The sequence below is a fragment of the Staphylococcus sp. EG-SA-17 genome (genome assembly GCF_017151845.1).
GTDB lineage: Bacteria > Bacillota > Bacilli > Staphylococcales > Staphylococcaceae > Staphylococcus > Staphylococcus aureus.
Genome location: NZ_JACVZO010000041.1, coordinates 1 through 13,097, shown reverse-complemented (window position 1 = coordinate 13,097; position 13,097 = coordinate 1). Strand labels below are relative to the sequence as shown.

12 protein-coding genes, 1 pseudogene and 1 riboswitch are annotated in these 13,097 nt (G+C 32.2%); of the genes and pseudogenes, 9 read left to right on the top strand and 4 right to left on the bottom strand.

Annotated features, from left to right (window positions below; genetic code table 11):
* Window positions 1-242: 242 nt before the first annotated feature.
* Together IDG65_RS13225 and IDG65_RS13220 are read left to right on the top strand one after the other, a co-directional pair.
* Window positions 243-860: pseudogene (locus IDG65_RS13225) on the top strand (hypothetical protein); the annotation flags it as partial.
* Between the two features lie 244 nt (window positions 861-1,104).
* The gene (locus IDG65_RS13220; protein WP_000592652.1) at window positions 1,105-2,247 is read left to right on the top strand and encodes an MFS transporter; all 1,143 of its coding nucleotides are present in this window, start codon (window positions 1,105-1,107) and stop codon (window positions 2,245-2,247) included.
* Between the two features lie 629 nt (window positions 2,248-2,876).
* Here the strand turns inward: IDG65_RS13220 and arsC are convergent.
* From arsC to IDG65_RS13205, 3 genes are read right to left on the bottom strand one after another with little or no spacing between them, the layout of a single operon-like run.
* A complete protein-coding gene (gene arsC / locus IDG65_RS13215) occupies window positions 2,877-3,272 on the bottom strand; it encodes an arsenate reductase (thioredoxin) (protein ID WP_000163242.1) in 396 nt (131 codons plus the stop codon).
* 17 nt (window positions 3,273-3,289) lie between these two features.
* Window positions 3,290-4,582: an arsenite efflux transporter membrane subunit ArsB gene (arsB, locus tag IDG65_RS13210; protein ID WP_000989106.1), complete on the bottom strand. Its 1,293-nt coding sequence runs from the start codon at window positions 4,580-4,582 to the stop codon at window positions 3,290-3,292.
* A complete protein-coding gene (locus tag IDG65_RS13205) occupies window positions 4,582-4,896 on the bottom strand; it encodes an ArsR/SmtB family transcription factor (RefSeq protein WP_000221190.1) in 315 nt (104 codons plus the stop codon). The genes arsB and IDG65_RS13205 overlap by 1 nt, the downstream gene beginning before the upstream one ends.
* Before the next feature lie 526 nt (window positions 4,897-5,422).
* Here IDG65_RS13205 and IDG65_RS13200 point away from each other — a divergent pair.
* From IDG65_RS13200 to ribH, 5 genes are all read left to right on the top strand, one after another.
* Window positions 5,423-6,925 (top strand): FAD/NAD(P)-binding protein, encoded by a 1,503-nt coding sequence (locus IDG65_RS13200; protein ID WP_001261679.1) that lies wholly within the window; start codon window positions 5,423-5,425, stop codon window positions 6,923-6,925.
* A 218-nt stretch (window positions 6,926-7,143) separates the two neighbouring features.
* A riboswitch (FMN riboswitch) is annotated at window positions 7,144-7,279 on the top strand.
* 126 nt (window positions 7,280-7,405) lie between these two features.
* Window positions 7,406-8,449, top strand: a complete 1,044-nt coding sequence (ribD, locus tag IDG65_RS13195; RefSeq protein ID WP_000077350.1) for a bifunctional diaminohydroxyphosphoribosylaminopyrimidine deaminase/5-amino-6-(5-phosphoribosylamino)uracil reductase RibD — start codon at window positions 7,406-7,408, stop codon at window positions 8,447-8,449.
* 6 nt (window positions 8,450-8,455) lie between these two features.
* Entirely contained in the window at window positions 8,456-9,088 is a 633-nt protein-coding gene (locus tag IDG65_RS13190) for a riboflavin synthase (protein WP_000493892.1), read from the top strand.
* 10 nt (window positions 9,089-9,098) lie between these two features.
* Window positions 9,099-10,280, top strand: coding sequence for a 3,4-dihydroxy-2-butanone-4-phosphate synthase (gene ribB / locus IDG65_RS13185; protein ID WP_001159035.1), 1,182 nt, complete (start codon window positions 9,099-9,101; stop codon window positions 10,278-10,280).
* Window positions 10,281-10,292: 12 nt separating this feature from the next.
* Window positions 10,293-10,757, top strand: a complete 465-nt coding sequence (gene ribH / locus IDG65_RS13180; RefSeq protein WP_001008551.1) for a 6,7-dimethyl-8-ribityllumazine synthase — start codon at window positions 10,293-10,295, stop codon at window positions 10,755-10,757.
* 121 nt (window positions 10,758-10,878) lie between these two features.
* Here the strand turns inward: ribH and IDG65_RS13175 are convergent, their stop codons facing one another.
* Entirely contained in the window at window positions 10,879-11,880 is a 1,002-nt protein-coding gene (locus tag IDG65_RS13175; protein ID WP_001196354.1) for a proline dehydrogenase family protein, read from the bottom strand.
* Window positions 11,881-11,991: 111 nt separating this feature from the next.
* Between IDG65_RS13175 and IDG65_RS13170 the strand changes: the two genes are divergently transcribed.
* Both IDG65_RS13170 and IDG65_RS13165 read left to right on the top strand, forming a co-directional pair.
* Window positions 11,992-12,111 (top strand): hypothetical protein, encoded by a 120-nt coding sequence (locus IDG65_RS13170; RefSeq protein ID WP_001790712.1) that lies wholly within the window; start codon window positions 11,992-11,994, stop codon window positions 12,109-12,111.
* 2 nt (window positions 12,112-12,113) lie between these two features.
* A complete protein-coding gene (locus IDG65_RS13165; RefSeq protein ID WP_000266092.1) occupies window positions 12,114-12,941 on the top strand; it encodes an alpha/beta fold hydrolase in 828 nt (275 codons plus the stop codon).
* The last annotated feature ends 156 nt before the right edge of the window (window positions 12,942-13,097 follow it).

The following is a 13,097-nucleotide window of genomic DNA, read 5'->3' as shown; positions in this document are numbered from 1 at the left end:
AATAATGAGAAGTCAGCAGACGTCATAGTAGGGAAAATGTACCGAAGGACGGAACAATATTCATACAAAGTAAAGAATGGAGGTTATAGATTTACATCATGCAGAAAACAACGAACTAGTTGGCAACTTATGGAGAGATAAGTAGTGGAACGAAAAAAGGGGAAATATGTGCGCACAGAACCATACGCTCGGTGGTGTGAGGGGACGAATAATCAAGTAATGATTATTCTCCTACTTGATTTAAACGTGTGATTAGTTCTGATAAAGTTGCAGATATGAAAGGTCAGATATTTAAACAATTGAGATTAGCGAATGAAGAAATGGAAAATCGTTTCCGATTAATGACGGAAAGCGAAGATTATCGAATTGGACATGATTTTAGAAGTTTTGATATGCCTGCATACTTCGTTATTTTTGATGAGTTTACAGCAGTTACATCAACATTAGATAAAAAAGAATTACAGGAAATGAATGATTATCTTGTAAATATTATTATGAAAGGTCATCATGCAGGTATATTTATGTTTTTAACAGCGCAACGTCCTGATGCAGATGTCATTAAAGGGAATGTACGTGACCAATTGGGATTACGCGTATCTTTAGGTAATTTATCAACTGATGGTTATAAAATGATCTTTGGCCAAACTGATAAGGAATTTCAATCAATACATGAATCAGGTATTGGAGGAGGTTATATCTCTATTTTAGGATAATATAATGAGCCTGTTTTGTTTGATGTTCCTTTAATGGAACAATATGATTTTGCGAAAGATGTTGAACAAATTAATGCACGTCCTCTTATGATATTTAACTATAAGTCAAGTGAAGAGATATTAAAGGAAATAACAGGAAGAGAATGAATTTAATGGTTCATTTAGACCTTATTTTGAAGAGATAAAATGACTATTTTCATTTAAAAATAGATATTGTATAATGTGAGCATTAAAAAGGAGGAATATTTATGTCAGTCATCATAAATCGATTAAAAGTACAAAATAAAAAATTAGCTGGGATATATGTTTAAGAATCCTCAATTATGTAAACATTTTTCGTGAATTATAATTGAAATATTAACTTTAATCATGTATCCCCAAAGGAGTTACAATGATTAAAAAAAGTTTAATAGTTCCACTATATATTAATATTTTCTTAGTATTTACAGCTATTAGTTTAGTTGTTCCTAGCTTGCCATTAATCATTAAAGATTTAAATATAGATGGTGATGCTTTTGGGATACTTATTGCTGTATTTTCTCTTTTTCAAATGATTTTTTCGCCTATAGTTGGCTTTTTTTCTGATAGATACGCTAAAAAGCACTTTTTATCTATTGGCTTGTTACTTTATATCGTTTCTGAATTTTTATTTGGAATTGGTATGGGGTTCTATACACTTTTGTCTTCGAGGATACTCGGTGGTATAAGTGCGGCGTTAATCCAAACTTCCGTTATTGGTATTATTGGTGACATATCTGATGAAGCTAATCGCGATAAAAATTTCGGCACGTTTTCAGCAATCACGTCATTAGGCTTTATCATAGGCCCTGGTATAGGCGCATTGTTTGCTACATTTCATCTTAGACTACCGTATTTTATAGCTATGGCTATAGGTATCATTATGTTAATAATTAATTTAAATTTGAAAATACCACATGTTCAAACATTGGCATCAAAAGAAAATAAATTAGCAACTTTATCATTTAAATATTTGAAACTTTATTTATTACCAGCGATGGTGATACTTTTATTAGCTTTCGGATTAGCTGCGATTGAAGAATTGTATCCGTTATATCTCGTAGATAAGGCAGACTTTACTTCGTTTCATATTGCCCTTGCTATTATCGGTGGTTCATTGTTGGGGGCGCTAACACAATATTTGGTTTATCCTAAAATCTCAAGGCATTTACATGAGTTTTCTATTATTATCATTAGCTCTATTTATTCAATAATGGTATTATGTATTTTGTTACTCTTAAATTCTGTCATAGCACTTGTTTTAATTAGTTGTGTTATTTTTATAGGCTTTGATATTATACGGCCAGCAATTACTGTATATTTATCAAAAATCGCAAAAGATAAGCAAGGTTTAGCAGGTTCTATGAACTCAACCTTTACATCTTTAGGTACGTTAATTGCCCCCATTATTGCAGGTTACTTTTACGTACAAAACATAAATGCGCCAGTTTATATCGCTATTCTGACGATAATTTTAACGATAATTGCTTTGATTTTTTTGCCAAAAAAAGAATAATGGTCAATAAGAAATAGGTACGGTATTGAGTGTTTCCCCCTTGTGACCATTAATAAAGAGTTATGTTTGGGCGTGAGCCGTTAAAAACATAACTCTTTTTAATGGTAGGACAAGCGAATGTTTCACAGTGAGCGCGTTCAGGAGAAGACATTTAAATTGTATTTTTTTGTAAATTTATTTCGGAGAGCTTCTCAAAGCTTTCCTTTTATTTTGTTTTAAACTTAAAAAATCCACTGTTATTCTGTTCAATTTCTGTCTAACAACTTTTTTTAATTTTTTTGAAGAAATTTCAGTTTTAGCTTGACACATTGCCTATTAAAGAAAGATATTGATTGATAATTCCGCCAATGCAAGTGGGACCCAACATAGAAGTTGACAAAAAGTAGGTATACAAACAATGCAAGTTGGCGGGACCCTAACATAGAGGAATTGGAACACCAATTTCTACAGGCAATGCAAGTTGGGGTAGGACATCGATGAAGAGTTACTTCTTCTATAGAAATTAGTATTTCTTATGCATGAGTTTTACTCATGTATTCCTATTTTTAAGTACACATTAGTTATAGCTAATGATAAAGAGCCACTACATAATAAATCATAAGTGTTTTTTTATCATTTCTGTCCCACTCTCATCGTGATTTAAAATTTTCAATTGCGACTTTAATTTCATCTCTCACACGTTGGAACTCTGACCATGGTTTGCCTGCAGGATCATCAAATCCCCAATGTTCCTTCTTAACATTTGTTGGTAAAGTAGGGCAATTTACGTCTGCATCACTACATAATGTAACAACTAAATTTGAATTTTTAATAATATTATTATCGATTAAATCTGATGTATGATTTGATATATCAATGCCTACTTCTTTCATAGCTTCTATCGCTTTGGGATTAACACCGTGTGTTTCGATACCCGCAGAATATACATCCCAATCTTTCGCTAAGATTTGTTTAGCCCAACCTTCAGCCATTTGACTTCGACATGAGTTGCCTGTACATATAAAATAAATTGTTTTTTTAGTCATAACAATCTCCTAATTTCTTAAAATATGATAAGTGTTAGATATAATCCTAAAAGTGTGATAAATAGTACTGGAATTGTAATGGTGATACCAGTTTTAAAGTATGTGCCCCAAGAAATCTTAACATCTTTTTGTGTTAAGACATGTAACCACAGTAATGTAGCTAAAGAGCCTATCGGTGTAATTTTTGGACCTAAATCAGAACCGATAACATTCGCATAAATTAGGCCTTCTTTTAACATGCCATGGACATTTGATTGACCAATAGCAATCGCATCTATTAAAACTGTAGGCATATTATTCATTATTGATGATAAAAACGCTGAAATGAAGCCCATTCCCAAAATGGTGCTAAATAGACCGTAATTGGAAATATATTCTAATATTTTAGCCAATATTAAAGTAATGCCAGCATTTCTTAAGCCGAATACGACGATATACATACCAATTGAAAATAATACTATATTCCAAGGTGCGCCCTTAATGACTTGCTTAATATTTACAGCATTTGATTTACGAGCCAACATTAGAAATATAAAAGCTATGATCCCAGTGAAAATTGATACCGGAATTTTAGTAAATTCACTGATTAGATAGCCGAAAAGTAATATAACTAGAACAATCCATGAAATTTTAAATAGCTTTAAATCATTAATGGCATCTTTAGGTTTTTTTATGTGATTTGCATCAAATGATTTAGGAATCGCTTTTCTAAAATATAACCACAAAACTAGAAGGCTGCCTAATAATGAGAATAAATTAGGGATAATCATTCTACTGAGATACTGAGAGAAACTAATGTTAAAGTAATCTGCAGAAATGATATTGACCAAATTGCTCACGATTAAAGGTAAAGAAGTTGTATCAGCTATAAAACCACTCGCAATAATAAAAGGGAATATTGCCCGCTTACTAAAACCTATATTTTTTACCATTGCTAATACAATTGGCGTTAAGATTAACGCTGAGCCATCATTTGCGAAAAATGCAGCAACCACGGCACCCAATAATATGATATAAACGAACATTTTTAAACCATTGCCTTTTGAAGCATGAAGCATATGGATAGCTGACCATTCAAAAAATCCAATTTTATCTAATATTAATGAAATAAGAATGACTGAGACAAAAGTTAAAGTGGCATTCCAGACTATACCTGTTACTTCAAAAACATCAGTCAAACTTACAACACCAGTAATCATTGCAACAATTGCACCTGCTAATGCAGTAAATCCAATATCTAGGCCTTTAGGTTGCCATAATACAAATAATAAAGTTACTAGAAAAATGAGTGTCGCTAAAGTTGTCATCATTAGCATTCACCAGTCTTAAGGTTATGACAAATACATCGTTGGTTAGAGGTATGAACCTTTGACAAGTTATTAATTACGGACTCAAAAATATTATGATTAAGCTGATATAAATGTTTATTTCCGATTTTTCGTGTCGTAACTAAGTTGGTTTTTACTAATGCTTTCATATGATAGCTAAGTGTAGGTTGAGAGAATTGAAAATGTTCTAACAAATCACAAGCGCATAACTCTCCACAAGAAAGTAAATCTAGTATTTCTAATCTGCTTGAATCTGACAAAACTTTTAAATATGTTGCTAGTTCTTTATACGTCATAACATACCTCCTAGACGTTAAATAGATTATCATCTATATAGATGAATGTCTATGTATGATTGCTTTAATGTTTCGTTAGTCATTTGTCACTGTGATGCTAATAGCATTGTTAAAAATTATTACTTGTGAAAATGTATGGTTAAAATTTTGCTAAAGGATGGTTGAATTTACGTAATGAAAAAGGTGATTTGCCATATCTTGAGTGTATGGCCAATCACCTTAGTTGAATTTATTTTGTAATCAAGGGTATTGATTAAGATGCTTTGTTTTTACGACTAAAAATCATAAATAGAATTACTAATGAGATTAATATCTTTGCTATAAATTTCAATTTAATTCACCTCGGTAAAAATATTTTAACACAAACACTGAGGTTGATATTAAATGAAAAGTTTTAAATGGTTTAATGGTTGTGAAAGTGAAATAATAGCTTACCTTAATAAATTTTATTGGAAATACCAAATTGCTATAATTATAGGTAATAGTTTAAATATAATATTTTGAATTACAAAAGGATGGATGATATATGCGTGTAGCAATAATAGGCATGGGAACTGCTGGTGTAAGTGTATTGAGAGAGTTAGTTAAGCACCCGAAGTTTAATCAATTAGATATAGATTTATACGATGATAAAGTAAATATGGGACAGGGCGTACCATTTCAAAATGATAGTTCTGAGCTGCTAATTAATATGCCTTCGAAAAAGATGAGTTTAAATTTAGATGATGAGACTGAATTTTGGAAGTGGTATAAACAACAAACTGATTTTAATTTTGATGAACCTGCATATTTACCGAGATTTGTATTCGGACATTATATGAAATCTTATTTATCTATGTTCACGAAAAAATATCCAAATATATCAACTAATTATAATAAAGTTCAAGAGATTTATACAAATTCTAATATCGATGAAACGAATTTAACTTATTACATATGTACTACAAATTCAGGACAATCATGGCAAGCGTACGATTATGTATTTTTAACATGTGGTACATTTGCCTACCATGATCCATATAACTTAAAGGGTAAAAAAGGATATATCGCTACGCCTTATCCAACATATAATACGTTAGACGAAGTAAATGAACTGGACGATATTGCGATTATTGGTACAGGCCTTGCCAGTTTAGATGTTGTCCGTTATGTTGCTGCTCATCATCCGAAATTACCAATTACTATGACGAGTCGTTCTGCTCATTTACCAAGTGTAAGAGGTACAATGATAGACGTGACATTCAAGTACTTAACTAAAGACAAATTAAATGACATTAAAAAACATCATTTCGGCAATGCACCGCTTGATACTTTAGTTTCTTTATTTTTAAAAGAATGTGCTGAATATGACATTGATTTTAAAAAATTAGTACATAGACGTACAGGAAATCATATTGCAGATTTGAAGTATGATTTAGCGCGTCCAACAGAAATGGGCATTTTCCAAAGTATGATTGAACATTTGAAAGAGAATTTAAATTGGATATGGAATAGCTTAAGTATTGAAGATCAACATCAATTTAATCAAAAATACTCAAAGATGATTCAATTAAATTCAAATCCAATGCCTCCAAGAACTGCTGAACTAATTATTGAATTAATAGAAAATAAGTCTTTAATTTTGAAAAAAGATTTAGAAGATGTGAAACATGATGGCAAGTTGTATTATTTTTCATACAAAAACCAAGAATCAGTAGACATATATAATGTTGTCATTAACGCGACAGGTGCAAAAAGTCATTTAAATGAATTGGATCAAGATGATCAATTAATTAAAAATCTTGAAAATAGACAAATTGTACAAGCACACCCAATGGGAGGCATACAAATCATACCGGAAACCAATCAAGTTATTAGTCCAAGGTTTGGAACATTAACAAATATGATTGCGATAGGTCAAATGACAAACGGTGTTAATAAACTACGAAATGGTGTGAAAATGATAGTAGAACAAGTTGCGCATACAGTATCTCAATTATATGATGCTTTAGAATCGAATGAGCAACAACAGCGCAGTGACAATCAATAATTTGTAACTAGAAGATAATAAAGAGAACGCTCTATAGAGACGAATTGAAGGTTTGATTTTAATGTCTGTTAGTAAGAATCATATCAATGAGATGCCTATAGTACTCAGATTATATTAAATTAAAACCGTCATTAATTGTTTTTTCAGAAAACATATAGTATCATTTTAAATGTAGTTGACATACTACGTACTCAAATAATCTATAACAATTTCATATATAATTCTTTCGGGGCAGGGTGAAATTCCCAACCGGCAGTAAATAAAGCCTGCGACCTGCTAATATGTTTCATATTAGTGGCTGATCTAGTGAGATTCTAGAGCCGACAGTTAAAGTCTGGATGGGAGAAAGAATGTTAATTATCGACAAAGATAATGTAGCGTATTTGTAAAAATGTGTACAAATAGGCTTATTTAACGATAAATTTTTCTCCTTGCATCTTAATTCATGATGTGAGGATTTTTGTTTATAGAGGTGATCATTTGAGTCAATTTATGGATTATGCGATTCAACTTGCAAATATGGTACAAGGTCAAACAGGTGTTAATCCACCCGTTGGCGCTGTTGTAGTTAAAGAAGGTAGGATTGTTGGTATTGGTGCACACTTGAGAAAAGGTGACAAGCATGCGGAGGTTCAAGCACTTGATATGGCACAACAAAATGCTGAAGGTGCGACGATTTATATTACGTTAGAGCCATGTAGTCATTTTGGTTCAACACCACCCTGTGTTAACAAAATTATTGATTGTAAGATAACTAAAGTAGTTTACGCAACAAAAGACAATTCGTTAGACACACATGGTGATGAGACGTTACGGGCTCACGGTATTGAGGTTGAATGCGTTGATGATGAACGTGCATCACAATTATACCAAGACTTTTTTAAAGCAAAAGCAAAGCAACTGCCACAAATTACAGTGAAAGTATCTGCAAGTTTAGATGGTAAACAAGCGAATGATAATGGACAAAGTCAATGGATTACTAACAAAGAGGTTAAACAAGATGTCTATAAGTTAAGACATCGACACGACGCAGTGTTAACTGGAAGACGTACAGTTGAATTAGATGATCCACAATATACTACACGTATTCAAGATGGAAAAAACCCTATAAAAGTAATATTGTCTAAGTCTGGGAATATTCATTTTAATCAGCAAATTTATCAAGATGAATCAACACCAATTTGGATATATACTGAAAATCCAAATTTAACAACCAAGCAAACACATATTGAAATTATTTTCTTGGAGTCTTGTGATTTAACAACAATTCTTCACAATTTATATAAAAGAGGAGTTGGAACTTTGCTAGTCGAGGCAGGTCCAACCACTACTTCAGAATTTCTCCAATCTAATTATATAGATGAATTTATTCTCTATTATGCCCCGAAATTAATTGGCGGATCTGGAAATTATCAATTTTATCAAACAAATGATGTGATTGAGATACCAGATGCGAACCAATTTGAAATTGTTCATTCCGAGTTATTAAATCAAAATGTTAAATTAACTTTACGAAAGAAGTGATGATGCATGTTTACTGGCATCGTTGAAGAAATAGGTGTCGTTAAAAGTGTTCAAATTCGTCAATCAGTCAGGACGATTGAAATTGAAGCACATAAGATTACGGCAGATATGCATATTGGTGATTCCATCAGTGTTAATGGTGCATGTTTAACAGTGATTGATTTTAATCAGACATCTTTTACTGTTCAAGTAATTAAAGGCACTGAAAATAAAACCTATTTAGCAGATGTTAAGCGACAATCAGAAGTAAATTTAGAGCGTGCCATGAGTGGTAACGGTAGGTTTGGTGGACATTTTGTCCTCGGTCATGTAGATGAACTAGGAACAGTTTCAAAAATAAATGAAACAGCCAATGCCAAAATTATTACGATTCAATGTAGCCAACATATTAATAATCAGTTAGTTAAGCAAGGGTCTATTACTGTGGATGGTGTTAGTCTAACGGTATTTGATAAGCATGATAACAGTTTTGACATTCATCTTATTCCAGAAACGAGGCGTTCAACGATTTTATCATCCAAAAAATTAGGAGATAAAGTACATTTAGAAACAGACGTTTTGTTTAAATATGTTGAAAATATTTTAAATAAAGATAAAGACCAATTATCTGTAGATAAATTAAGAGCATTTGGTTTTTAGGAGGGGTAGCATGCAATTCGATAATATTGACAGTGCTTTAATGGCTTTAAAAAATGGAGAAACAATTATTGTAGTAGATGATGAGAATCGTGAAAATGAAGGTGATTTAGTAGCGGTTACTGAATGGATGAACGATAATACCATTAATTTTATGGCGAAAGAAGCAAGGGGATTAATATGCGCACCAGTGTCTAAAGATATTGCACAACGTTTGGATTTGGTACAAATGGTTGATGATAACTCCGACATCTTTGGTACGCAATTTACAGTGAGTATTGATCATGTAGATACAACAACAGGAATTAGTGCTTATGAACGTACATTGACTGCCAAAAAGCTCATTGATCCTAGTAGTGAAGCTAAAGATTTTAATCGTCCTGGTCATTTATTTCCATTAGTAGCACAAGATAAAGGCGTATTAGCTAGAAATGGACACACAGAAGCGGCTGTTGATTTAGCTAAACTTACTGGTGCCAAGCCCGCTGGTGTCATTTGTGAGATTATGAATGATGACGGCACGATGGCGAAAGGACAAGATTTACAAAAGTTTAAAGAAAAACATCAATTAAAGATGATTACGATTGATGATTTAATTGAATATCGTAAAAAATTAGAACCAGAAATTGAATTTAAGGCAAAAGTGAAAATGCCTACAGATTTCGGAACATTTGATATGTATGGTTTTAAAGCGACATACACAGATGAAGAGATAGTTGTACTGACAAAAGGTGCAATTCGACAACATGAAAATGTACGCTTACATTCTGCGTGCCTTACAGGCGATATTTTCCATAGTCAACGTTGTGATTGTGGTGCTCAACTTGAATCGTCTATGAAGTATATCAATGAACATGGTGGCATGATTATTTATCTACCTCAAGAAGGTCGTGGCATAGGATTGTTAAACAAATTACGCGCATATGAATTAATTGAGCAAGGATATGATACAGTAACTGCAAATTTAGCATTAGGTTTTGATGAAGATTTACGAGATTATCATATTGCTGCACAGATTTTAAAATATTTTAACATCGAACATATCAATTTATTAAGTAATAATCCAAGTAAATTTGAGGGATTAAAACAATATGGCATTGATATTGCAGAAAGAATTGAAGTTATCGTACCAGAAACGGTACATAATCATGATTATATGGAAACGAAAAAAATAAAAATGGGTCATTTAATATAGGAGGACTTTAACATGAATTTTGAAGGTAAATTAATTGGAAAAGATTTGAAAGTTGCAATCGTAGTTAGTCGATTTAATGATTTTATCACTGGAAGATTACTTGAAGGTGCAAAAGATACTTTGATTCGACATGATGTTAATGAAGACAATATTGATGTAGCATTTGTTCCTGGTGCGTTTGAAATTCCTTTAGTAGCTAAGAAATTAGCCTCATCAGGAAATTATGATGCAGTAATTACATTAGGATGCGTAATTCGCGGTGCTACGTCTCATTATGATTATGTTTGTAATGAAGTCGCGAAAGGTGTTTCTAAAGTAAATGATCAAACTAATGTACCAGTCATATTTGGTATTTTAACGACTGAAAGTATTGAACAAGCTGTGGAAAGAGCAGGTACGAAAGCTGGCAATAAAGGTGCCGAAGCAGCAGTAAGTGCAATTGAAATGGCTAATTTATTAAAATCTATAAAAGCATAGAGCGCTGTTGTGAGTTCATAATCAAAGATTTATAAATGATTCAGAACTGCCAATATAACATTTAGGAGCCTAGAACATTGATTATTGTTCCAGACTCCTAAATTATTGTTTATGCCATGCTCTATTTACGGCATAATTTTTTAATTGTACTTAAACCTAACATAACTGTAGCTCCTAAAGCTGCAATTATGCCAACACGTTTTAAGCCAGCAGGTTTCACAAATTCTTTTACAGCAAGAGATAGGTTTTGTGGGCGTTCTGCTAATCTTCTCATAAAATACGCAAACCAATCATCGCCATAAGGTACATAAATAGTGAAATTATAGCCTTCATTTGCGATTTCTTCTGCTAACTCTGATCTAAAACCATAGAGCATTTGGAATTCCATACGATCTTTTTCAATGTGATTTTCTTTCATAAATTGTTTTACATGATTAATGATGCGATGGTCATGTGTTGCAATTGAAGTGAAATTGCGTGCGTTTAACAAACGTTGTTCAATTATTTTGATGTAATTTGCATCTACGTCTTCCTTAGATTGAAATGCAATTGATTCGTTTTCTTTATATGCACCTTTAACCAAACGTAATCGTAAATCTTGGTACTTATCAACTAATTCATGGCTATCGTATAAATATGCTTGAATTACAGTACCAACATTTCTAAATTCGCCTTTTAAGCGATCTAAAACTTGAACAATTTGTTGCAGGCTAGCATATTTTTCAGTATCAATATTTATATGCATATTGTTGTAAGTATTTGCTTTAAGTAAAATCTCTCTTAAATTTTGGTAAGCTAATTCTAAGTCGAATTCTGCACCTAACTGACTCAATTTAACAGACATATGTGCCTTTACGCCATGTTGATGAAGCGCGTCCATAATTGTTAAAATTTGTTCTTTAGCATGATTACTTTCTTCAACTGTACCGACAAATTCCCCTAAATTGTCTACCGTAACAGCGATATTCTTGTCATTTAAGTATTCGATTGTATTAATTAACTCTGGAATTGTATTTCCGGCAACGACTTTATTGGCGCCCAAACGTGGGCCCACTTTTTTTGCTGCGTTGTTTAAAAAACTATTATTAGATAATCCGATAAAAAAATTCTTTAATAGTGCCATTGCTACTCCTCCAAACCCTTGTGTTTACAATAAGTTTAGCATGAAAAAAATATTCGAGAAAGCGTTTTCATCAAAAACAATCAAAAATAATTATGTATAATTACACTATTATTGATGTTGATTTCATTTATATATAATAATATGGACAACAATAATACTATAAATAGAAATCTACATAGTGAATTTGCTATAATTATGTTATTGAAGATTAATGAAAAAGGGGCAGTATAATAATGTGGAAGTGGGAAGCTGAAAATGATGCGAAAGGCGTCGTTGTTATTGCTCATAATATATTAGAACATACGGGAAGATATGCATATGTTATTACGATGTTAAGAAGAAATGGCTATCATGTGATTATGGGAGATTTGCCTGGTCAAGGTCAAACTTCAAGAGCTAATAAAGGACAAATTGAAAACTTTCAAACGTATCACGAAAGTTTGCTAGATTGGTTAAAGATAGCTAATGAATATAAAATTCCTACTTATGTATTAGGGGTAGGACTTGGCGGTTTGATTTTATTAAATTTACTTGAAAAAGTAGAATTGCCAATCGAGGGGATGATGTTAATTTCTCCTATGCTAGAACTTCAAAAGAATGGAAAAAATCGTAAAGATAAACTTGTTTCAAATATAGGTAAAATTTCAAAAGACGCACGTTTTAATGTTGGTGTAGAACCAAAAGATTTAACACGTAATTTAGAAATTGTTGAAGAAACAGTTAACGATGGTTTAATGTTAAAAAAAGCAACGTATCATTGGTATAATACAATTAATGAGACGATGAAAGATACGATGGCTCATATTCATGACATTCAACCAATGCCAACGCTATTAATGTATGGAACGAAGGATTTAATTGTTGATACTAGGGCAATTGATGAGTTTAAAGAAAAATATCAAACACCTGAATTATATTTTAAAGCTTGGCAAGGTTTTTACCACGAGGTTCACAATGAGCCAGAACGCGATGAAGTAATGCGTTATATTCTGACTTTCTTAAATAATAGCGTCAATACAATGGGCTTTATTGTTGAAGATGACGAAATTGTAGAAATTTAATATTCTAAAAAGATGAGACATAAATCCCTAAAAAACAGCAGTAAGATAATTTTCAATTAGAAAATATCTTACTGCTGTTCTCTATTTATACAATACTTCGTATTGAATGGCTTCGCTTTCCTAGGGTGCCGTCTCAGCCTCGGTCTTCGACTGGCA